This is a genomic window from Micromonospora sp. CMU55-4 (assembly GCF_011602315.1).
Classification (GTDB): domain Bacteria; phylum Actinomycetota; class Actinomycetes; order Mycobacteriales; family Micromonosporaceae; genus Micromonospora; species Micromonospora chalcea.
The window spans coordinates 237,642-257,787 of record NZ_JAAOLH010000007.1 but is presented as its reverse complement, the minus strand read 5'-3'; the positions used below and the strand labels follow the sequence as shown (position 1 = coordinate 257,787).

Sequence of the window (20,146 nt, the reverse complement as noted above, 5' to 3'; positions counted from 1 at the left end):
CGGGCGGTGCTGGCCGAGTTCGTGGCGAGCCGTGCGCCGGCGCTGATTCGGGTCGCCTACCTGCTCACCGGCGGGGGATGCCGGTTCACGTAGTCGCGGGCGCGGGGGAGCGGGTCACCGAAGTACTGGTGCGGCATGCGGTGATGCTGGGCCCGGCAGAACGTGGCGAGGTCGCCCGTGATCCCGATCCGGTCCAGTGGACGCCGTTCGAACTCCCGGTTGGCGGCGAGCAGGTCCGCCTCCCGGTTCCATCCGGCGTGGTCGAACGCCCAGTCCGCCCAGGTCGCGTACACGTGGAAGACCTGGCGCTCGCCCGCGAACCGCAACCCCGCGAGACCGATCGGCCGGTCCGGGTAGGTGTCCCGGCACACCCAGGCCAGGATGTGGCAGGCCCCGGCCGCGAAGAACGCCTGGTCGGCGCGCTCCCAGGCGAGTCGTTGGTCGGCCCGTTCCCGCGGCGTACGCCGGAAGACGCCCGCTGCCGTCACTGCCACCAGCGCACCCTAGCCGAGCGGCCACGTGACGCGTGGACCCTCACACGTGCCGATCTGAACCCGATTGACATGTGGGGTGGTCGGCGGGGGAGAGTCGGGCATGCGTTTTCAGGTGTCCACACCGCCCGCCGTTCCCGCCGGTACGTTGGCCGCCGGCCCGCAACCGACGTTGCCCGCCGAGGGCGGCCTGGTCCTGCGCCCCTGGGCGGACGGGGACGCGCCGACCGTCCTGGCCGCGTACCAGGATCCGGAGATCCGCCGCTGGCACACCCGCCGGCCCGCGTCGCCGGAGCAGGTCCTCCAGTGGTTCGCCCACTCCCGTCGATCGTGGCAGGAGGAGACGGGCGCGAGCTGGGCGGTGACCCGGGGCGACGAGGTGGTGGGGCGCATGACGTTGGGCGGCGTCAACCTCGACGACGGCGAGGCCGCGTGCGCGTACTGGGTGGTTCCGGCCGCCCGCGGCACCGGCGTGGCCTCCGGCGCGCTGCGGGCGCTGAGCGCGTGGGCGCTCGCGGACGGCCGGCTGCACCGGCTCTGGCTGGACCACTCGACCGGCAACGTCGCGTCGTGCCGGGTGGCGGTCAAGGCCGGGTTCCGGCTGGAGGGCACCAAGCGCAGCGCGGCCGTGCACGACGACGGACGGCACGACATGCATCTGCACGCCCGCGTCCGCGGGGACGACTGACCGGGTCACGACTGCGCGGCGGCCACCTCCCGGATGCGCCGCAGCGCCTCCGCCCGGTCCATCCCGGTCGCCTGGAGGATGTCGCTCGCGGCGGTCCGGACCTGCCCCACGATCACTGTGCCGGACAGCCCGGTCCCGGCCAGCTCCGCGCGCGTCGCGGCCGCCACCGCGCTCAGCGCGTGCCGGCGGGCGTCCTCCGGACCCTGGTCCGCGAGAACCTCCTCCTGTACGGCGTGCACCGCCGCGCCGAGCGCCTCCACGGCGTCCGGCAGGCTCTCCGGGATCGGCTCCCCGTCCTCGATCAGCACCACGGCCCGCCGCGCCAGCACCCGGGTGTTCCAGACCGCCTGGTCCACGTCCGGCGCGCCGAGCTGGTAATGCTGAACGGATCGCCGCCTCGGCCACCGGGCCGGGGCGAGGTCGACGGTTTCCTTCGCGCCGCCGAAGACGTCCCAGAATCGGCCCAGGTCCGTGCCGATCGCCTGCGACCGGCTCAGCGCCCGGTCGGCCAGCTCGTGGTCGCGCCGCCGCAGCGCGGTGGCGGTCGCCGCGAGCTGGTCGGCGAGCTGCCGCAACGTCGGCGCGGCCACCCGCCGCATGATCCGCAGCGGGTTGATCGGCACCAGCAGCAGTGTCACCACCAGGCCCACGCCGCCGCCGATCAGCGCGTCCACGAAGCGGGGGAACTCCAGCGTGTGCCGGGACGAGGAGAGCGCGCCGAGCAGCACCGCCGTACCGCTGGCGTTGCCCACGATCCCGCCCCGCGTACTCAATGCCAGCGCGACCAGGACGGACGCCGCGACGATCACGCCGGTCTGCCACACCCCGGCGCCGACGGCGCCGATCAGCAGGTCCGACACGATGATGCCGAGCGTCACCCCGGCGAGCAGCTCGACGGTGTTGGAGAGGCGCCGTCCGAACGACGAGGTGATCACCGCGACCGCGGCCGCCGGGGCGAAGATCGGGCTCGGCATGCTGGTGACCCAGCGCGCGACGGCCCAGGCCAGCGCCGCCGCCAGACCGGCCTGCACGGCGAGTACGGACTTGACCCGCAGCTGCTGCATCCGGTCCCGCCCGGCGGCCCGGCCGCGCTCGTTCACGCGCTCCCACGCCTCGTCGAACCGTTCCGCGTCCAGGCCGGCGCGCCGCGACGACCCCCGCCGGCCGCCACGCCTCTCCCGCTGCCCGGTCACCGCGGGCGGCTACCCGCAAAAACCGCCGCCAATCCCGGCGTCCGCCGAGGTCAGCCGCCCGGTTCGAGGTACGCGGCCAGGTGCGCCAGCGAGGACGCGATGCCCTCCTGGTGCGCCGCCTGGTCGATGCCCGGTGGTACGCCGGTGGCCGTGACCGTCACCTCGGTGCCGTCGCCGGCCGCCGCGAGGTGCCAGGTCATGGTCATGGTGCCCGCGTACGCGGGGTCGTCGGCCTGGAACACGGCGGTCTGCACGACCCGGCGCGCCGGTACGAGTTCGGCGAACCCGACGTCGACCACGTCGGTGGCGTCCGACGTCTTGCCCGGGCTGCCCGCCGGATCGAGATAGGTGAGCACCATCCGGAACCCGCCCCCGGGCCGAGGATCCCACCGCTCGATCCGCCCGCGCATCCCGTCCGGCGGCAACCACGCCTCCAGGGCCGCCCGGTCCACGAGCGCCCCGTACACCGCTGCCGGCGCGGCCCCGATCGTCCTGCTACCCCGATCGACCCTGCTCACCCCCCAACCCTAGGCCCGCGCCCTGGCCGCCCGCGGGCGCACTAGTCGATCTTGGAGTTGTGGCGGTTGACGAATGCCACCGAGTAGGGCGATTCAGGCGCCACAACTCCAAGATCGGCGGGGAAGCGGGGGCGGGGCGCGCCGGGTACGCTGCCGCGAATGCCGGTACGACCGCACCCCGACGCCCCTGACGACTCGCTGCTGTTCGATGCCGACGACGTGCCGCTGGCCCGGATGCGGCTGCGGGACGACGACGGCACGCGGGTCGCGGCCGGCGTGAGGCCGCTGGCCGGGGCGCCGTTCACCCGGCTCGTCGCGCAGGTGCGGCGTGACCTCGCCGGGCATCGGCTGGAGACGCCGGACGAGGCGCTGGCGGCGGCGCTGGTGGCCGACGGGCTGAAGCTGAGCCGGGCCGCCACTGACATGCGGCACGACCTGACCGACGTGCCCGAGCCGGTGGCGCTGCCGGACGGCTGGTCGCTCGGCGCCCCCGGCTGGGACGACGACCTCGCCGCAGGGCTGGACGCGGCGTACGGCCCGGACCACCCGGACGGCCGCTGGCAGCCCAGCGACACCGAACAGGTGCGGGCGATGTTCGACACCGGTGAGCCGGTGCCGCCCCTGGTGCCCGCCTCGGCCCGGCTGATCGACCCGGACGGCCGCAGCGCCGGGCACGTGCTGTGCGCCGGGCCGGTGCCGTGGACCGACGACGACTGCGTCTGGATCCTCAACCTCGGTGTCGCGCCCCGGGCGCAGCGGCGCGGGTTCGGGCGGGCGCTGCTCGTCCACGCGCTGCGCGGCGCGCGGGAGGCGGGGCTGCCGTCCGTCGGCCTGTCGGTGGTCGACGGCAACCCGGCCCGCAGGATGTACGACGCGGCCGGTTTCCGCGTCCTCACCCGGGTGCTCACCGTCCGGATCCCCGACGCGTAGCCCGCCGGGGAACCTTCAGGCGCCGGTGAGCAGAGGGTGGTGCTCGGACCAGAGCCAGCGCAGGTAGTCGCGTAGCCGTTCCGGGGTGGCGATCCACCCCTGGCCGGGATAGCGGAGCAGCCGGCTGACCTCGCCGGCCACCAGGTCGTACCCGGCCGCGCCGGTCTCCGGCACCGGGGCGTCCGGTGCGACAGCCACTGGTAGCGGCACCATCGGGATCCGCAGGCCGGCGTCGTCGCAGGCCCGCAGCACTGTGAGATAGACCCGGACCAGGTGGTACGGCGAGACGACGAGCGCGACGCTGCCGATGCCCAGCGCCCGTACCTGCTCCACGACCCAGGTGGCCTGCCGGCCGGTGCCGGTGACCGGCTCGGCCTGGAGCACGACCCCGTCGACCCGGCGCAGACCGAGTCCGCGCAGCCGGTCCAGTGTGAGCGGGCGGTACGTCCGCTCGGCCGAGTCGGTGTTCGCCACCAGCAGGTGCCGCAGCGCCGGGCCGGTCTCCCAGGCGCGGATCGCGTCGGTGAGACGCCAGTCCTCGCCCTGGCCGGTGGCCACCACCAGCGCGTCCACCCGCTCGGCGGCGCGGTGGGGGAGCGTGAGGACCATCGTGACCGCCTCCAGCACCGCCAGGAGCCGGTCGGCGGGGACGTCCGCGAACGCCTCCGGCCCCACGAGCCGTGGCAGCGGGCGGGACACACTCGTCACGCCCGCGATCTTGCCACCATCGGTTCGCCGGCGGGTGAGAGAGTGACATGGTGCGGGTGGGGATCCTCGGGCCGCTTGAGGTCCGCGACGGCGACCGGCCGCTCGACGTCGCCGGGGCGCGGCTGCGGGCGCTGCTGATCCGCCTCGCGCTGGACCCGGGCCGGCCGGTGAGCGTACCGGCGCTGGCCGAGGCGCTCTGGGGCGATGAGCCGCCCACCGACACCGCCAACGCGGTGCAGACGCTCGTGTCGCGGCTGCGCCGGGCGGTGCCCGGGCTCGGGGTACGCAGCAGCCCGGCGGGCTACCGGCTCGACCTGGACCCGGACGACGTGGACGCGGGGCGGTTCGAGCGACTGGCCCGGCAGGGGCGGGCGGCGCTGCGCGACGGGGACGCGACGACGGCGCGGACTACGTTGCGCGACGCGCTCGCGCTGTGGCGCGGGCCGGCGCTGGCCGAGGTCACCGACGCGCCGTACGCGGCGGCAGCGGTGGCGCGGCTGGCGGAACTGCGGCTCACCGCGCAGGAGGACCGGATCGAGGCGGAGCTGCGCGCCGGGCGGCCGGAACTGCTGGTCGCCGAGCTGGAGGAGCTGACCGCCGCGCATCCGCTGCGGGAGCGGCTGGCCGAACTGCACCTGCGTACGCTCGCCGCCGCCGGGCGGCCCGCCGAGGCGCTCGCCGCGTACGAGCGGATCCGGCAGCGGCTCGCCGACGAGCTGGGCGTCGACCCGTCACCGCAGTTGCGGGCCGCGCACCTGGAACTGCTGCGCGGCGAGGCGGCCCCGCGGCAGCCGACGGCCGTGACGCGGGGCAACCTGCGGGCCGCGCTCACCACGTTCGTCGGGCGCGACGAGGACCTGCGCCGGCTCACCGGGCTGCTCGCCGGCAACCGGCTGGTCACCCTGCTCGGGCCGGGCGGAGCGGGCAAGACGCGGCTGGCGAGCGTGGCGGCGGGCCGGCTCGCCGACGGCGTACCCGGCGGGGCGTGGCTGGTCGAGCTGGCGCCGATCACGGACCCGGCGGACGTGCCACGGGCCGTGCTCGACACGCTCGGGCGGCGGGACCGGAAGCTGGAACCGGTACGCCACCCGGCCCGCGACACGCTCGGCCGCCTGGTGGACACGATCGCCACCGACGAGACGCTGATCGTGCTGGACAACTGCGAACACGTCGTCGAGGCCGCCGCCCGGCTCGCCGAGGACCTGCTCGGCCACTGTCCGGGGCTGCGCGTGCTGGCCACCTCCCGGGAGCCGCTTGGCATCGTCGGCGAGGTGCTGGAACCCGTACCCCCGTTGCGGCTGCCACCGGCGGACGCGACGCCGGGCGACGCGCTCGCGTACCCGTCGGTGCAGTTGCTGCGCGACCGGGCCGCCGCCGTGCGGCCCGGGTTCGCGGTGACCGGCGAGAACGTGGCGGCAGTGGTGGAGATCTGCCGGCGGCTTGACGGCCTGCCGCTGGCCATCGAACTCGCGGCGGCGCGCCTGCGGACGCTGTCGCCGCGGCAGGTCGCGGCCGGTCTGGACGACCGGTTCCGGCTGCTGACCGGCGGCAGCCGCACCGCGCTGCCCCGGCACCGCACGCTGCGGGCGGTGGTGGACTGGAGCTGGGGGCTGCTCACCGACGACGAGCGGCAGCTCGCCGAACGGCTCGCGGTCTTCCCGGCGTCGGTCACCGCCGACTCGGCGGCCGGCGTCGCCGGCCCGGCCGCCGCCGCGCTGCTCGACGCGCTCGTGGACAAGTCGCTGCTCCAGGTGGTCGGCGACGGGCGGTTCCGGATGCTGGAGACCATCCGGGAGTACGGGCTGGAACGGCTCGCCGCCGCCGGGGCGTCGGCCGGGGCGCGCGCCGCGCACGCGGCGTACTTCCGGGAGCTGGTCCGGACCGCGGAGCCGCACCTGCGCACGGCCGGTCAACTGCCGTGGCTGCGGCTGCTGGAGGCGGAACGGGAGAACATAGTCGGCGCGCTGCACTACGCCTGCGACGCCGGTGACGCCGACACCGCGCTGCGCATCGGCGCGGGGCTTGCGTTGCCGCTGGTGATCTGGGGCGACGGCGGCATCGGCGGTGACGTGCTGGCCCGCGCGCTGGCGCTGCCCGGCCCGGCCCTGGCGGAGGAGCGGGCGGTTGTGCTCGCCATCCGCATCGGTTCGGAGCTGGCAGGCGGCGAGCGGGGGCCGACGCCGGAGCAGATCGCCGAGCTGACCACGACCCTGCGGGCGGTGGAGGGGACCAAGCATCCGATCGTGGGGTTGCTCGCGCCGATGCTGTCGATCTTCGACGACGACACGGCGGCCGGGATCGCGGCGATCGACCGTGCGCGCGGGCATCCCGACCCGTGGACCGACGGCACGCTGCTGGGGGTACGCGGCAAGTTCAAGGAGAACGACGGCGACGCCGAGGGCATGCTGCGTGACCTGACCGACGCCGCCGCGGAGCTGCGCGCGGTCGGCGAGCGGATGAGCCTGTCGCACGTGCTCAGCGAGTACGCCGACGCGCTCACCAAACGCGGCGACTTCGAGGCGGCGACCGCGGCGCTGGAGGAGTCGGTGCGGCTGGCCCGGGAACTCAACCCGGCCTCCGAGCCCGGCTTCCAGCTGATCTGGCTCGCCGCCATCCGGGCCCGCTCCGGCGACGTGGCCGGCGCCAAGGCCGAACTGCGCCGGTTCGTGACCGACCGGGACGGCCGGGACGGCGCGTTCGGGCTGATGATGCTCGGCAGCATCGCCCGCTCCGAGGGGTCGCTGGACGAGGCGCAGGAGTGCCTCGCCGAGGCGACGCGCCGCCAGGACGAGACGCCGTTGGCCGCCCCGCAGTTCCGTGCCCTGCTGCTGACCGAGACGGGCCATCTGGCGCTGGCCCGCGGTGACCTTCCGGGTGCGCGTCGCTGTCTCGACGATGCGACCACGCGCAGCCTCGCCGCCCGGGACATGCCGGTGGTCGCGATCGTCACTGTCGGCTGGGTGGCGTTGGCGGTGGCCGAGGGCCGGTACGAGCGGGCCGCCGAACTGCTCGGCGTCTCCGACTCGCTGCGCGGGCGGCCGGACCGCTCCAATCCCGACGCGCAGCGGCTCGCCGAGCGGCTGCGCGCCGAGCTGGGCGAGGACGGATACGCCGCCGCGTACGCCCGGGGTCACGGCCGCAGCCGGGCCGACGCCCTCGCGTTCGTGGGCGGCGACCCGGCTGGATGAGGCGCCCTCAGGCGCGGCGGCGGTAGGCGCGGACGGCGAGCGGCGCGAACACCGCGATGATCGCCACGGTCCAGAGCAGCGACCGGGTCACCGGCCCGGCCACCGGGCCGCCGATCATCAGACCCCGGGCCGCCTCCATCACGTCGGCCACCGGGTTGACCCCGACCCACCACTGCAACCAGCCGGGCAGCGTGTCCGTCGGCACCATCATGTTGGTGCCGAAGGTCAGCGGGAACAGCAGCAGGAACGCCGTGCCCTGCACCGCGCCCGGGCTGCGCATCAGCACCCCGAGCAGCACGCCGATCCAGCTGACCGCGAACGCGAACGCGATGGTCAGCAGGCAGGCGGCGAGCGCGGACAGCGGATCGGTGCCGATCCGGAAGCCGAGTGCGTAGCCGAACCCCAGCAGCACCGCGATGGAGACCACGAACCGGACCAGGTCGCCGACCACCGAGCCGACGAGCGGCGCGGACCGGGCGATCGGCAGGCTGCGGAACCTGTCGAAGACGCCCTTCTCGACGTCGGTGTTGAGGCTGACGCCGGTGGCGATGGACGCGAACAGCACGGTCTGCACCATGATCGCGGGCAGGAGGAACTGCAGGTACTCGTGCTGCGAGCCGGCGACCGCGCCGCCGAGCAGGTAGACGAAGATCAGCACGAAGACGACCGGCTGGAGCGTGACGTCGAGCAGTTGTTCCGGGGTCCGGATCGTCTTGACCAGGCTGCGGCCGGCCAGCGCGAGACTGTGCCGGACCAGCCCGAACGGACGGGCGGAGGCGCGGGGCGTGCCGGTCCGGGGCGGCGGCGTCGCCGTACGGGTCGTCGTGGTCATGCCGCCACCTCCGCCTGCTCCTCGGCGCCGTGGCCGGTCAACGTGAAGAACACCTCGTCGAGGCTGGGCAGCCGCAACGCCAGCTCGACCACTCCGATGCCGGCGTCGTCGAGCCGGCGGACCACAGCGGTGAACGGGGTGTCGTCGTCCACCGGCACGGTCAGCACGCCCGGCCGGGGCAGCTCGGGATCGGTCCCGGTGGCGGCGCGCAGGATCTCGGCGACCGCGCCGATCCGGCCCGGATCGGTCGGCCGGACCACGATCGTCTGGCTGCCGGCGATCCGCTTCAGCTCGCCCGGCGTACCGTGCGCGATCACCCGGCCGTGGTCGATCACCGAGATCTCGTCGGCGAGCGCGTCGGCCTCGTCCAGGTACTGCGTGGTCAGCAGCACCGTCGACCCGTCGTCGACGAGCGAGCGGACCACGCCCCACATCTCCTCCCGCTTCGCCGGGTCCAGCCCGGTCGTCGGCTCGTCCAGGTAGATCACCTCCGGCCGGCCGACCAGGCTCGCGGCCAGGTCCAGGCGGCGGCGCATACCCCCGGAGTACGTCTTGGCCGGGCGTCCGGCCGCGTCGGTCAGGCCGAACCAGGCGAGCAGCTCCGCCGCCCGCGCCCGCGCCTCGTGGCGGCTCAGGTCGAGCAGCCGGCCGATCAGCACCAGGTTCTGGGTGCCGGTCAGGTCCTCGTCCACCGAGGCGTACTGGCCGGTCAGCCCGATCAGCCGCCGTACCCGGGCGGCGTCGGTGACCACGTCGTAGCCGCCGACAGTCGCGCGCCCCCCGTCCGGGCGCAACAGCGTGGCGAGGATCCGTACCGCAGTGGTCTTGCCGGCGCCGTTGGGTCCCAGCACCCCCAGCACGGTCCCCCGGCGTGCGGCGAGGTCGATCCCGGCCAGCGCGGTGGTCGTACCGAACCGCTTGACCAGGCCCTCCGCTTCGAATGCGTAACTCATGACGCCGACGATGGCCAGGGCCGCTGGCACCGGGCGCACACGCCGCGCACACCGTCGTGTGCGCGGCGGCGAAATCGAGTACGCGTGCTCATTCGCCAGCCCCGCCGGCCGGGCAGGATCGAAGGCGTGACGACGAGACGTACGCTGCTCGGCGGTCTGTTCCTGGCGCTGGCCACGGCCGGCGCCTGGGTGGCCTGGCTGAGCTGGGAGTCCGGCTGGACCGTGGACCCGCAGACCGGCGACATGAGCGGGCCGTACGCGGTCTGGCAGGTCGCCGCCGCGGTGCTGACCCTGGGCGCGCTGGCCGCCGTCGCCGGCTGGTGGCTGAACATCTGGCTGGTGGCGACCGTGATGACAGTGGCGTTCACCGTTCCGTGGGCGGTGCACGCCGCCTCGACCGACGACACCGGCCTGTGGGCGGTCGGGGCGGCGCTGGTGGCGATCGGCACCACCATCGGAACGACGCTTGTCGGCGGCGCCGCCGGGTGGCTGCGCCGCCGGACCGGGTGACCGCAGTCGTCAGTCGCGGTTCAGGCGTTCGGCGTACGCGTCGCGCAGGTCCGCCCAGCCGAAGTCCTTCGCCTCCGCGCCCCGGATCGGGCCGACCGGGTCGCCGTCGAGCAGATGCGCGGCGACGTCGAGGCAGATGTGCCAGCCGGCGGCAGTCATCGGGGCGAGGTCGGGACCGCCGACCCGGTGCCGCAGCGTGAGCGTGGTGCCGTCGCCGTTGGCGGTCAGCTCCCAGCGCAGCAGGTCGTCGCCCCAGGTGTACTCCAGCAGGTGCGGCCGGTCGGCGCGCAGCACCCGGGCCGGCGCCGGGTAGCTCTGGTCGCCGTCGACGGCGCTGAGTACGGCGTCGCCGGGGCGGCCCAGGTCACGGTCGGCCAGGAACGGCGCCCACTCGGCGAGCCGATCCGGGTCGGTGAGCGCGGCCCACACGGTTTCCGGCGGGTGCCGCAGGTCGCGGACGAAGACCAGTTCGTTTTCGGGTGTCAGCCTCACCCGGGCGAGTGGGCCGGGGCGGAACGAGTCGCGGTCCATCTGTCACTCCTGACTGTCGAGATGGCGTTCCAGGGCGTCGAGATGCGTGGTCCACATCGACCGGTAGGGCTCGAGCCAGTCGTCGACTGCTCGTAGCGGCGCGGTGTCGACCCGGTAGATCCGCCGCTGCGCGGCAGTACGGCAGGTGACCAGTCCGGCGTCGCGGAGCACGCGCAGGTGCTTGGAGACGGCCGGCTGGCTCATGCCCAGCGCGTCCACCAGCTCGCCGACGCTGCTCTCGGTCCGGCGCAGCCGGTCCAGGATGCGGCGCCGGGAGGGCTCGGCCAGCACGGCGAAGGCGTCGACTGTCACGCCTTCAATATGCCTCATCGGTTATATGCCTGGCAAGGAATGACAGGTCGCGCTGCCCCGCCCCGGCCGGCTCCATATGCTCGGGGCATGGAACTGCGGATCTTCACCGAACCCCAGCAGGGCGCCACGTACGACCAGCTCCTCGCCGTGGCCCGGCGTGCGGAGGAGACCGGCTTCGCCGCGTTCTTCCGCTCCGACCACTACCTGAAGATGGGCTCGGTGAGCGGTGACCCCGGCCCGACCGACGCCTGGACCACGCTCGCCGGGCTGGCCCGCGACACCACCCGGATCCGGCTCGGCACGCTGATGACCGCCGCCACGTTCCGGCTCCCCGGCCCGCTGGCGATCACGGTGGCGCAGGTCGACCAGATGAGCGGCGGCCGGGTCGAGCTGGGCATCGGCACCGGCTGGTACGCCGAGGAACACACCGCGTACGGCATCCCGTTCCCGCCGCTGGGGGAGCGGTTCGACCGGCTGGAGGAGCAGCTCGCGGTGATCACCGGGCTCTGGTCCACCCCGGCGGGCTCCACGTTCGACTTCCCCGGCACGTACTACCCGGTCAGCGACTCGCCGGCGCTGCCCAAGCCGGTGCAGCGCCCCCGCCCGCCGATCCTGCTCGGCGGCATGGGACCGAAGCGCACGCCCCGCCTGGCCGCTCGGTACGCCGACGAGTTCAACCTGCCGTTCGTCTCGGTCGAGGACACCGTCACGCAGTTCCAGCGGGTACGCGACGCCTGCGCCGAGATCGACCGCGATCCGTCCACGATGGCCTGGTCCAACGCGCTCGTGCTGTGCTGCGGCCGCAACGAGGCCGAGGTGAAGCGGCGCGCCGAGGCGATCGGGCGCGACCCGGACGAGTTGCGCGCCAACGGCGCCGCCGGCACGCCCGCCGAGGTGGTCGAGACGCTCGGCCGGTACGCCGAGGCGGGCAGCTCCCGGGCCTACCTCCAGGTGCTGGACCTGACCGACCTGGACCACCTGGAGCTGGTAGCCGCCGAGGTGATGCCCCACATCTGACCCGGCCCTGTCCGCCGCCCGTCCCGCCTCCCGCCTCCCGCCTCCCGTCGAGATCTTGGTACGGAACGGCCCCTATAGGGGCCCTTCCGTACCAAGATCTCCAGCGGTCCCACCTTGCGGAACAACAATCTCGCGTTACGGGAGGCACTCCCGCGCCGCCCCCCACAAACCCCGCGATCTTGCGGTTGCGGCCCTTCCGGTGCCGGATTTACGGCTCTTGTCGGGGCGGCAACCGCATGATCAACGGCGGTGTGGACGCCAGAACTCCAAGATCGTCGCCGAGTCGCGTGGGCGGCGGGCGGGTCAGCTTGTTGTGGCGCGGCGGACCGTGTCGAGGCGGCCGTCGCGGTCGCTGTCCAGGTACGTCACGTCGGGTACGCCGTCGCCGTCCAGGTCGATCTGCACCACGTCGGCCACACCGTCGCCGTCCAGATCCGTGACCACCTCGACGGAACCGTCCAGGTGCCGGGTCACGATCGACCGGCCCGCCCCCTGGCGCGGCGGCGGCCCCGGGTGGGGCACCGGCGCGGGCTCGGGCTCCGGCGTGGGCCCCGGAACCGGGGCGGTCGCGGCGGGCGTCACCCCCACACCGGCGGGTCCCACACCGGCGGGTCCCACACCGGCGGGCGGCATCTCCGCAGCGTCGGGGTCCACGCCGGTCGGGTCGATCTCCTCCTCCGACGGGTACACGTCGCCGCGGAGGCTCGGGTCGCGGTAGCTGCTCATCCCGCCAGGATTCCCGCCGAGTGGCCGGGGCAACCCTGTCGGCGCATGATGGCGGATGATGGCGCGCATGACGGACACGAACTGGGCCGGAAACGTCAGCTGGTCGGCGCGTACCCGATCGCGGCCGACCTCGACCGACGAACTGCGGCGGCTGGTCGCGGAGGCCGACCTGGTCCGGGCCGTCGGCACCGGCCACTCGTTCAACCGGCTCGGCGACACCACCGGCACCCAGATCGCGCTGGACGGCCTGCCGCCCGCCGTCGCGCTCGACCCCGACCGCGGCGCCGTCACCGTCGCGGCGGGCGTCCGCTACGGCGACCTGGCCACCGCGCTCCAGGCCCAGGGGTACGCGTTGGCGAACCTCGCGTCGCTGCCGCACATCTCGGTGGCCGGCTCGGTCGCCACCGCCACCCACGGCTCCGGCGCGCGGAACCGCAACCTGGCCGTCGCCGTCGCCGCGCTGGAACTCGTCACCGCCGACGGCGACCTGATCACCGTCGACCGGGCCGATCCGCGCTTCGCCGGGATGGTGGTCAACCTGGGCGCGCTGGGCGTGGTCACCCGGCTCACGCTCGACGTGGTGCCCACGTACGAGATCCGGCAGCACGTCCGTCTGGGCCTGCCCCGCGCCGCGCTGGACGAGGCGCTCGACGCCGCGTACAGCGTCAGCGTCTTCACCTCGTGGCGCTCGGAGCGCTTCGACCAGGTGTGGGTGAAGCAGTACGCCGACGAGGCCCCGCCGCCCGCCGACTGGCTGGACACGGTGGCCGCCGACTCGCCCCGGCACCCGGTGCCCGGCATGTCGCCGGAGCACTGCACCGCTCAGCTCGGCGAGCCGGGGCCGTGGCACGAGCGGCTGCCGCACTTCCGGCTCGGCTTCACCCCCAGTAGCGGCGACGAGCTGCAGTCGGAGTGGCACGTGGCCCGGGCCGACGCGACGGCGGCGCTCGCCGCGCTCGACCCGGTCGCCGACCGCATCGCCGCCGTGCTCCAGATCTGCGAGCTGCGTACGGTCGCCGCCGACGAGCTGTGGCTGAGCCCGAACTTCCGGCGCGACTCGCTGGCGCTGCACTTCACCTGGATCGGCGATCCGGTCGCTGTCGCGCCGGTGCTGGCCGAGGTGGAGGAACGGCTCGCCCCGTTCGCGCCGCGCCCGCACTGGGGCAAGCTGTTCGAGCGCGACCCCGCCGCCGCGTACCCCCGGCACGCCGACTTCGCCGCGCTGCTGCGCGAGTTCGACCCGAAGGGGAAGTTCCGCACCGCCGAGATGGACCGCTACTTCCCCCGGGACTGACTCAACGCCCGGCCGGCATCTGCTGGCGCAGGCTGCCGCGCTGCACCGCGCGGCTGATGTCGCTGGGCGAGACGATGCCGACAAGCTGGTTGTCGACCACCACGAGAGCGCGGCCGTCGGTGCACTCGTTGAGCCGGGGCAGCAGGTCGGTGAGCTGCTCGTCCGGGCGGGCGAGCACCAGCTCGTCGGCCCGGCAGGACACCTCGGCCAGCGTGGTCGACGCACGGCGGTCGGCCGCGATGCCGCGTACCCGATCGAGCGTGACCAGACCGACCGGCCTGCCGTCGACGGTCAGTGGGAGCGCGGAGTGCCGGTACGCGAAAAGGTAGTGGTCGACGAAGTCGGCCACTGTGAGGTCGCCGGACGCGGTCTGCGGCTGCGGCGTCATCACGTCGCCGACCCGGATGCCGCGCAGCGCGTCGCCCATCCGGGCGGCGCGTTCCTCCTGGCCGGCGGCGCCGAGCAGGAACCAGCCGATCAGCGCCAGCCACAACCCGCCGAACCCGGCGCCGGTGAAGAACCGCCACAGCCCCAGCCCGATCAGCACGACGCCGAGCACCCAGCCCGCGCGGGCCGCCACCACCGACGCCTTGGTTCGGTCGCCGGTGAACTTCCACACCGCCGCGCGCAGCAGCCGCCCGCCGTCCAGCGGGGCGGCCGGCAGCACGTTGAAGATCGCCAGCAGTACGTTGATGCCCGCCAGCCAGGCCAGCGCGCCGAGCAGCAGCCCGTGCCCGCCCGCGGCGGCCACCGCCACCGCGATCGCCGCGAAGAACACGCCGATGATCAGGCTGACCAGCGGCCCGACCCCGGCGATCCGCAGCTCGGCGCCCGGGTCCTTCGCCTCGCCCTTCAGCTCGGCGACACCGCCGAACAGCCAGAGCGTGATGCCCTCGACCTCGATGCCGTTGCGCTTGGCGACCACCGCGTGCGCCACCTCGTGGGCGAGCAGGCCGAGGAAGAAGACCACGGCGGCGGCCAGGCCGGCCGCGACGTAGGCGACGGGGGAGTGACCGGGGTACGAGGCGGGGAACAGGCTCGCCGACAGCGCCCACGCGATCAGCACGAAGATGACCAGGACACTCCAGTTGACGCCGACCGGTACGCCGGCGATCCGACCCAGACGGAAACTCGCCCTCATGTTTCCGTCATACCCGGCGCACCCACCCGCACACCAGGGTCGGCAGGCGGCACTTTTGCACTTGTACGAGTCGTACGAGTCGTACGATCGGGACATGAGCGAGCCCGCCGCCGAACTGCCGATCTCCGATGCCCGAGACAGCCTCGCGGATGTCGTGTCGCGTGCCCACTACGCCGGGCGGATCACCTACGTGACCCGCCGGGGGCAGCGCTTGGCGGCCATCGTCCCCGCCGAGCTTGCCGAGGCGATCGAGCGAGCCGAGGATGCCGCAGATGTCTCGGCGGCCCGCGATGCCCTGGCCCGTATCGACGCCGGCGACACCCCCGTCCCGCTGGCCGACCTGCGCGACGAGCGCGGCCTGTGACTCCGCACGAGCTGGTCTTCGCCGTCCAAGTCGACCGGGCCGGCCTCTCTCATGGCTACCTGTTGAGTCGCCATGCTGACATCTGGGACTGGATCAGGGCCGCTCATCGGGATAGTGGCGAGGGTGGCGACGCAGGTTGATGAGGGCGACGACCCGTACCTCTGGTTGGAGGAGCTTGAAGGCGCGGACGCCGTGCGGTGGGTGCGGGAGCGGAACCTGGAGACCGCCGCCGCGCTGACCGACGGTGAGGCGTTCGCCGGCCTGCGGACGGAGATCCGGCAGGTGCTGGACGCAGACGACCGCATCCCGTATCCGGGATGGCGTGCGGACGGCTTCTACTACAACTTCTGGACCGACACCGTGCACCCGCGCGGGGTGTGGCGGCGGACCACCCTCGACCAGTATCGCCAGCCGGCGCCGGAGTGGGACGTGCTGCTCGACCTGGACGCCCTCGCCGCCAAGGAGGGCGAGAACTGGGTCTGGCAGCAGGTGACGGTGCTGCGCCCCGGTTACCGGCGTTGCCTGATCAGCCTGTCCCGCGGTGGCGCGGACGCGGTCGTCGTACGGGAGTTCGACCTGGTGCGCCGCGACTTTGTCGAGGACGGTTTCGCGCTCCCCGAGGCAAAGACCGACGTCTGTTGGATCGACGCCGACCACATCTTCGTCGGCACCGACTTCGGACCCGGATCACTGACCTCGTCGGGATATCCACGAGTCGTCAAGCGCTGGCGGCGAGGCACCCCGCTCTCCGCGGCTGCCCTCGTACACGAGGGGCGCGCGGACGACGTCAGCGTCCACGCCTGGCACGATCCGAGTCCCGGCTTCGCGCGTGACTTCGTAGCCCGAAGCCTGGACTTCTATCGGGTACGGAAGCACCTGCTGACCGAGGCCGACGAGCTGGTGCCGATCGACGTGCCGGAGGACGCCGACTCGGACGTGCACCGGGAGTGGCTGCTGATCCGACTGCGCTCGGCGTGGACGGTCGGCGGGGTCACGCATCCGGCGGGCACGCTGCTGGTCACCCCGTTCGACGCGTTCCTGGCTGGCGGGCGGGATTTGGCGGTGCTCTTCCGGCCGGACGACCGCGCCGCGCTGAGCGGCTGGGCCTGGACGCGACGCCACCTGATCCTGGAGACCCTCCTCGACGTGCGGAGCCGGCTTGAGGTGCTGACGCCCGACGGGTCGGGCTGGCGGCGTGAGCCGCTCGCCGAACCGCCGGTGGGTCGGCACAGCCGGATCGTAGAGACCGACCCGGACCACAGCGATGCCTATCTGCTCGACTCCGAAGGGTTCCTGCAACCGGCGACGCTGCGACTCGGGCAGGTCGGCGGCCCGGTGGAAACGCTCAAGCGAGAGCCGGCCTTCTTCAATCCTGAGGGCCTGGCGGTGCGCCAGTTCTTCGCCACCTCGGTTGACGGGACGCTGGTGCCGTACTTCGTGGTGGGAAAGGCGGACGCGACCGGCGGGCCGGCGCTGCTCACCGGCTACGGCGGCTACGAGATCCCGATGACCCCGAACTACAGCGGAGTCATCGGCCGGGGGTGGCTGGCCCGCGGCGGCACGTACGCGGTGGCGAACATCCGGGGCGGCGGCGAGTACGGCCCACGGTGGCACCGCGCGGCGCTGCGGGAGAACCGGCTGCGGGCGTACGAGGACTTCGCGGCGGTCGCGGCCGACCTGGTGACGCGCGGGATCACCACGCCGCGAAGGCTGGGCATCGAGGGCGGTAGCAACGGCGGGCTGCTGATGGGAGTGATGCTCACCCGCTACCCGGCGCTGTTCGGCGCGGTTGTCGCGCACGTGCCCCTGCTGGACATGCGGCGCTACCACCGGCTGCTGGCCGGCGCCTCGTGGATGGCCGAGTACGGCGACCCGGACCGGGAGGAGGACTGGGCCTACCTGCGGGAGTACTCGCCGTACCACAACGTCCGGGCCGGCGAGGCGTACCCGCCGGTCCTGTTCGTGACCTCGACCCGAGACGACCGGGTGCATCCCGCGCACGCCCGCAAGATGGCGGCCCGGCTGCGGGAGTACGGGCACGACGTGACCTACCATGAGAACGTCGAGGGCGGGCACGGTGCGGCGGCGAACAACGAGCAGCGCGCCTTCGTCTGGACACTCACGCTGGAGTTCCTGTGGCGGAAGCTGGCGGGACCGGACCGGCCCCTGCCGCGCCAGGTCCCGCCGGGCGACGCTGCCGAGCGGGCCGGCCGTGGAATCCACCGGTGACCGAGCGGAAGACGCAGCGCACGACCCTATTGAGCGCCTCGGGTCCAGCTACCGACCAAAGGTTCAGCGCGCCGTTGCCGGGCTGTGTCGAAGCCAGGGTCTACGTGCCGTCTGCACGGCTTCACGTATGGCCGCGTCGGCTCTTGACCCCCCACCGCTTGCAGGTCTCTCGCTGCTCCTCCCAGAATCGGACGCTCGCCGTCACGGCTTCCGGTTTGGCGCGGTCCGCGAGCGGGTCGGCAAGACCGTTGATACGGAAATAGCCCGCTCCGGGGAATCCCGCTCGGCGGGCGGCGACGTGCACGACGAGCGCGTCCAAGGGAGGCAGTTGCCGTGCCTCGCAGCGCTTGTGAAACGCCTCCATGAACTCCGTGACCCGCTGAGGGTCGCCGCCCATGTGGAGCTCCTGCGGCGCGGGAAGGCCCGCTGCATTGAACACCCGAGAGTACGAGAGGGTCTGCCCTCGGTCCTCCGCGCCGTTCCTGATCACGAAGTCGATCGCCACGTCGACATCCTCGACGCTGGTTTCGTGCGAATGGCTCATGGAGGGGACGGTAAGCGGGTCGTTGACCGGAAGCCGCACGCAGTGTCAGTACGCCGACAATGCCGCTCCTGTGCGGCGAGACAGCCGATCAGTGGCTCAGGGTCTCGTTCTTGACGGCCCGGATGAAAGCGGTCCAACTGCTCGGCTGGAACGCGAGGGCCGGACCGGCGGGGTCCTTGCTGTCGCGTAGCCCGACCACGCCGGGCAGGTTGTCGGCGACCTCGACGCAGTCGCCGGAACCGTTGCTACGGGTGCTCTTGCGCCAGGTCATCGTCGCCTGGTTGGCCTCTTCCACCCGCGCCGTCCTCTCATAGCTCGTCGATCGCCCCCAGGATGAGGTCGCGCGACTCCCGGGCGCCGGCCGCCGTGGCGACCAGGTGCTCGAAGACGCGGCTGTACTCCCTCACCTGTTGACCTTCGAGATAGAGGCTACCCGCGCGGTCTCGACGCAGACGACCCCCGGATCGGCCGGCTCGGGGATGGTCAGCACGGCTTAAGGCGCTGCCCATCGACCCGTACTCGCCCGCGCCAGAGGTCAGGATCTAGATGGTGCGGCCGGGCCGGTCGGCATCGTCCGGCAACACCTCGTCGTACGCCTGCCAACCAGCCGCGACGGCCGGTCAGTGGCCCAGCATCTCGTTCTTGACGGCCCGGATGAAGGCGGCCCAACTGCTCGGCGGGAAAGCGAGGGTCGGACCGTCGGGGTCCTTGCTGTCGCGCAGCCCGACCACTCCGGGCAGGCCGTCGGCGACCTCGACACAGTTGCCGCCGTTGTTGCTGCGACTCGACTTGCGCCAGGCGGCACCGGTCAGGTCAGGCACGTGAGTACTCCTCTGCGACTTGCTGGATCAGACTCTTTGATCGGGACTCGGTAAGGGCGCGGCTCGTCATGTCGGCCCAGATGGTGTCGTAGGCGGCGATTTCGTGCGGCTTGTCGAGGTAGATGGCGCCGGTCGCTGCCTCCAGGTACGCCACCGGTGGTTCCACCTCTTTGCCGTTGCTGTCCTTCGGGAAGTCCAAGATCGAGAAGGCTCCCGCCATGGCCCCGGCATGTAGCCCGGCGGAAAATTCCACAACTTGGACGGTCACGTTGGGTAGCTCTGCTGCCTTCAGGATCTGGTGGAGCTGTTCGGCCATGATCGTGGCGCTGCCGACTCGTCGACGCAACACGGCCTCGTTGATTATCACGCTGAGTTGCGGCGCGGAGAACCGGGTGAGGAGCGCTTGCCGCTCGACGCGCAGTTGGACCGCCCGCTGCCGCTCGCTGCTGTCCTTCGCGTCGATCGAGCCGCCAGGCGTTCGGAAGACCTCCTCGGCGTAGGCGCGTGTTTGAAGCAGGCCGGGAACCAATTCGGCCTCGTACTGCCGGATGTTGGATGCGGCAGCTTCAAGTCCGATGTAGAGCTGGAACCAGCGCGGTAGGCCCGAGCCGACGTAGTCGTGCCACCAGTTCTTGTTCTCTCTGGTGGCTGCCGTCAGGGCAAGCAGCAGGTCACGGTCGTCGGTTGATGCGCCATAGAGGTCGAGCATCTGTTGTACGTCTGCCTGCCGGAAGCGGACGTGCTCGGCACCGTTCTCGATCCGATGCAGCGTCGCCCGTGCTCGGTCCAGACGTTCCGCAGCCTGCTCCATCGTCAGTCCTGCGGACTTGCGCAGTGACTCGAACTTGCGGCCGATCTGCCGCCGCAACATCGTCGAGCCGGTGACTCCTTGTGACACGCGCTGCCTCCGACTGCGGTTGTTCCTCAACAAGCGGACGTCCAATTGAAGCGCCGTGTTGTCTCACAATCAATAGACACGTCACAGCGAGTATTTCTCGTTAGCTAGGTTGCTATGGTCAAGCTGCTATTGCGATGTTGCAATTGCATTGGTCTGGTGCTTCACTTCCTCTGCGGCCACTGTGGAGTTATCGCTGCTCAGTGGCCATGTGAGCCCTGCTGACGTACTGCTGGTCGAAGGCGGCGGTGGCAGGTCCGG

Annotated in this window: 22 protein-coding genes and 1 pseudogene; 8 read left to right on the top strand and 15 right to left on the bottom strand. The window is 72.8% G+C overall.

The genetic code is table 11. From position 1 onward, the window contains the following. Positions 1 to 56: 56 nt before the first annotated feature. The gene (locus HA073_RS15255) at positions 57 to 494 is read right to left on the bottom strand and encodes a hypothetical protein (RefSeq protein WP_113972643.1); all 438 of its coding nucleotides are present in this window, start codon (positions 492 to 494) and stop codon (positions 57 to 59) included. 100 nt (positions 495 to 594) lie between these two features. Here HA073_RS15255 and HA073_RS15250 point away from each other — a divergent pair, with 100 nt between their 5' ends. Next, entirely contained in the window at positions 595 to 1,179 is a 585-nt protein-coding gene (locus tag HA073_RS15250; RefSeq protein WP_043329118.1) for a GNAT family N-acetyltransferase, read from the top strand. Positions 1,180 to 1,184: 5 nt separating this feature from the next. On the opposite strand, the gene HA073_RS15245 is transcribed toward HA073_RS15250, so the two are convergent. After that, complete coding sequence (locus HA073_RS15245; protein WP_166456702.1) at positions 1,185 to 2,372, bottom strand: aromatic acid exporter family protein; 1,188 nt, start codon at positions 2,370 to 2,372, stop codon at positions 1,185 to 1,187. A 50-nt stretch (positions 2,373 to 2,422) separates the two neighbouring features. Continuing rightward, entirely contained in the window at positions 2,423 to 2,890 is a 468-nt protein-coding gene (locus HA073_RS15240; RefSeq protein WP_069088888.1) for an SRPBCC family protein, read from the bottom strand. Positions 2,891 to 3,049: 159 nt separating this feature from the next. Here HA073_RS15240 and HA073_RS15235 point away from each other — a divergent pair, with 159 nt between their 5' ends. Continuing rightward, the gene (locus HA073_RS15235; RefSeq protein ID WP_166456701.1) at positions 3,050 to 3,820 is read left to right on the top strand and encodes a GNAT family N-acetyltransferase; all 771 of its coding nucleotides are present in this window, start codon (positions 3,050 to 3,052) and stop codon (positions 3,818 to 3,820) included. Between the two features lie 15 nt (positions 3,821 to 3,835). Here HA073_RS15235 and HA073_RS15230 read toward each other — a convergent pair whose 3' ends face one another. Continuing rightward, entirely contained in the window at positions 3,836 to 4,528 is a 693-nt protein-coding gene (locus tag HA073_RS15230) for a hypothetical protein (RefSeq protein ID WP_373888015.1), read from the bottom strand. 47 nt (positions 4,529 to 4,575) lie between these two features. Here HA073_RS15230 and HA073_RS15225 point away from each other — a divergent pair, with 47 nt between their 5' ends. Further along, a complete protein-coding gene (locus tag HA073_RS15225; protein WP_166456700.1) occupies positions 4,576 to 7,716 on the top strand; it encodes a BTAD domain-containing putative transcriptional regulator in 3,141 nt (1,046 codons plus the stop codon). Between the two features lie 7 nt (positions 7,717 to 7,723). Here HA073_RS15225 and HA073_RS15220 read toward each other — a convergent pair whose 3' ends face one another. Both HA073_RS15220 and HA073_RS15215 read right to left on the bottom strand, forming a co-directional pair. Further along, on the bottom strand, positions 7,724 to 8,548 hold the full coding sequence (locus HA073_RS15220) for an ABC transporter permease (RefSeq protein WP_064448199.1): 825 nt from the start codon (positions 8,546 to 8,548) through the stop codon (positions 7,724 to 7,726). Beyond that, positions 8,545 to 9,501 (bottom strand): daunorubicin resistance protein DrrA family ABC transporter ATP-binding protein, encoded by a 957-nt coding sequence (locus HA073_RS15215; protein WP_043331034.1) that lies wholly within the window; start codon positions 9,499 to 9,501, stop codon positions 8,545 to 8,547. Before HA073_RS15215 ends, HA073_RS15220 begins: the two co-directional genes overlap by 4 nt. A gap of 126 nt (positions 9,502 to 9,627) precedes the next feature. Between HA073_RS15215 and HA073_RS15210 the strand changes: the two genes are divergently transcribed. Then, the gene (locus HA073_RS15210; RefSeq protein WP_043329122.1) at positions 9,628 to 10,011 is read left to right on the top strand and encodes a hypothetical protein; all 384 of its coding nucleotides are present in this window, start codon (positions 9,628 to 9,630) and stop codon (positions 10,009 to 10,011) included. A 9-nt stretch (positions 10,012 to 10,020) separates the two neighbouring features. On the opposite strand, the gene HA073_RS15205 is transcribed toward HA073_RS15210, so the two are convergent. Both HA073_RS15205 and HA073_RS15200 read right to left on the bottom strand, forming a co-directional pair. Further along, positions 10,021 to 10,542 carry an SRPBCC family protein gene (locus HA073_RS15205; RefSeq protein WP_166456699.1) on the bottom strand — a complete coding sequence of 174 codons (522 nt, stop codon included), beginning with the start codon at positions 10,540 to 10,542 and terminating at the stop codon, positions 10,021 to 10,023. A gap of 3 nt (positions 10,543 to 10,545) precedes the next feature. Continuing rightward, complete coding sequence (locus HA073_RS15200) at positions 10,546 to 10,854, bottom strand: helix-turn-helix transcriptional regulator (RefSeq protein WP_104115004.1); 309 nt, start codon at positions 10,852 to 10,854, stop codon at positions 10,546 to 10,548. An 87-nt stretch (positions 10,855 to 10,941) separates the two neighbouring features. Here HA073_RS15200 and HA073_RS15195 point away from each other — a divergent pair, with 87 nt between their 5' ends. Continuing rightward, positions 10,942 to 11,871, top strand: coding sequence for an LLM class F420-dependent oxidoreductase (locus tag HA073_RS15195; RefSeq protein WP_166456698.1), 930 nt, complete (start codon positions 10,942 to 10,944; stop codon positions 11,869 to 11,871). A gap of 303 nt (positions 11,872 to 12,174) precedes the next feature. Here HA073_RS15195 and HA073_RS15190 read toward each other — a convergent pair whose 3' ends face one another. Continuing rightward, a complete protein-coding gene (locus tag HA073_RS15190; RefSeq protein WP_166456697.1) occupies positions 12,175 to 12,597 on the bottom strand; it encodes a hypothetical protein in 423 nt (140 codons plus the stop codon). 67 nt (positions 12,598 to 12,664) lie between these two features. Here HA073_RS15190 and HA073_RS15185 point away from each other — a divergent pair, with 67 nt between their 5' ends. Beyond that, entirely contained in the window at positions 12,665 to 13,891 is a 1,227-nt protein-coding gene (locus tag HA073_RS15185; RefSeq protein ID WP_166456696.1) for an FAD-binding protein, read from the top strand. 1 nt (position 13,892) lies between these two features. Here the strand turns inward: HA073_RS15185 and HA073_RS15180 are convergent, their stop codons facing one another. Next, positions 13,893 to 15,032, bottom strand: coding sequence for a site-2 protease family protein (locus HA073_RS15180; RefSeq protein ID WP_064448204.1), 1,140 nt, complete (start codon positions 15,030 to 15,032; stop codon positions 13,893 to 13,895). A gap of 94 nt (positions 15,033 to 15,126) precedes the next feature. Here HA073_RS15180 and HA073_RS15175 point away from each other — a divergent pair, with 94 nt between their 5' ends. Beyond that, entirely contained in the window at positions 15,127 to 15,396 is a 270-nt protein-coding gene (locus tag HA073_RS15175; protein ID WP_187694394.1) for a type II toxin-antitoxin system prevent-host-death family antitoxin, read from the top strand. 123 nt (positions 15,397 to 15,519) lie between these two features. Next, positions 15,520 to 17,625: a prolyl oligopeptidase family serine peptidase gene (locus tag HA073_RS15170; RefSeq protein ID WP_309228026.1), complete on the top strand. Its 2,106-nt coding sequence runs from the start codon at positions 15,520 to 15,522 to the stop codon at positions 17,623 to 17,625. Between the two features lie 121 nt (positions 17,626 to 17,746). Here HA073_RS15170 and HA073_RS15165 read toward each other — a convergent pair whose 3' ends face one another. The 5 genes and pseudogenes from HA073_RS15165 to HA073_RS15150 all read right to left on the bottom strand — a co-directional run bounded on the left by HA073_RS15165 (position 17,747) and on the right by HA073_RS15150 (position 19,861). Further along, on the bottom strand, positions 17,747 to 18,169 hold the full coding sequence (locus HA073_RS15165) for a hypothetical protein (RefSeq protein WP_166456693.1): 423 nt from the start codon (positions 18,167 to 18,169) through the stop codon (positions 17,747 to 17,749). Positions 18,170 to 18,257: 88 nt separating this feature from the next. Continuing rightward, positions 18,258 to 18,440, bottom strand: coding sequence for a DUF397 domain-containing protein (locus tag HA073_RS15160; protein ID WP_166456738.1), 183 nt, complete (start codon positions 18,438 to 18,440; stop codon positions 18,258 to 18,260). A 37-nt stretch (positions 18,441 to 18,477) separates the two neighbouring features. Continuing rightward, a pseudogene (locus HA073_RS31255) lies at positions 18,478 to 18,750 on the bottom strand (Scr1 family TA system antitoxin-like transcriptional regulator); the annotation flags it as partial. A gap of 39 nt (positions 18,751 to 18,789) precedes the next feature. Beyond that, complete coding sequence (locus tag HA073_RS15155) at positions 18,790 to 18,990, bottom strand: DUF397 domain-containing protein (RefSeq protein ID WP_166456692.1); 201 nt, start codon at positions 18,988 to 18,990, stop codon at positions 18,790 to 18,792. Next, positions 18,983 to 19,861, bottom strand: a complete 879-nt coding sequence (locus HA073_RS15150) for a helix-turn-helix transcriptional regulator (RefSeq protein WP_187694396.1) — start codon at positions 19,859 to 19,861, stop codon at positions 18,983 to 18,985. The genes HA073_RS15155 and HA073_RS15150 overlap by 8 nt, the downstream gene beginning before the upstream one ends. Positions 19,862 to 20,146 lie beyond the last annotated feature (285 nt).

Bases quoted from the DNA above. Each gene is read 5' to 3' on its own strand.
- HA073_RS15215 (WP_043331034.1), bottom strand. From the start codon at position 9,501: ATGAGTTACGCATTCGAAGCGGAGGGCCTGGTCAAGCGGTTCGGTACG.
- HA073_RS15195 (WP_166456698.1), top strand. From the start codon at position 10,942: ATGGAACTGCGGATCTTCACCGAACCCCAGCAGGGCGCCACGTACGAC.
- HA073_RS15185 (WP_166456696.1), top strand. From the start codon at position 12,665: ATGACGGACACGAACTGGGCCGGAAACGTCAGCTGGTCGGCGCGTACC.
- HA073_RS15160 (WP_166456738.1), bottom strand. From the start codon at position 18,440: ATGACCTGGCGCAAGAGCACCCGTAGCAACGGTTCCGGCGACTGCGTC.
- HA073_RS15165 (WP_166456693.1), bottom strand. From the start codon at position 18,169: ATGAGCCATTCGCACGAAACCAGCGTCGAGGATGTCGACGTGGCGATC.
- HA073_RS15235 (WP_166456701.1), top strand. From the start codon at position 3,050: ATGCCGGTACGACCGCACCCCGACGCCCCTGACGACTCGCTGCTGTTC.
- HA073_RS15250 (WP_043329118.1), top strand. From the start codon at position 595: ATGCGTTTTCAGGTGTCCACACCGCCCGCCGTTCCCGCCGGTACGTTG.
- HA073_RS15220 (WP_064448199.1), bottom strand. From the start codon at position 8,548: ATGACCACGACGACCCGTACGGCGACGCCGCCGCCCCGGACCGGCACG.
- HA073_RS15205 (WP_166456699.1), bottom strand. From the start codon at position 10,542: ATGGACCGCGACTCGTTCCGCCCCGGCCCACTCGCCCGGGTGAGGCTG.
- HA073_RS15225 (WP_166456700.1), top strand. From the start codon at position 4,576: ATGGTGCGGGTGGGGATCCTCGGGCCGCTTGAGGTCCGCGACGGCGAC.
- HA073_RS15190 (WP_166456697.1), bottom strand. From the start codon at position 12,597: ATGAGCAGCTACCGCGACCCGAGCCTCCGCGGCGACGTGTACCCGTCG.
- HA073_RS15150 (WP_187694396.1), bottom strand. From the start codon at position 19,861: ATGTTGCGGCGGCAGATCGGCCGCAAGTTCGAGTCACTGCGCAAGTCC.
- HA073_RS15180 (WP_064448204.1), bottom strand. From the start codon at position 15,032: ATGAGGGCGAGTTTCCGTCTGGGTCGGATCGCCGGCGTACCGGTCGGC.
- HA073_RS15175 (WP_187694394.1), top strand. From the start codon at position 15,127: ATGAGCGAGCCCGCCGCCGAACTGCCGATCTCCGATGCCCGAGACAGC.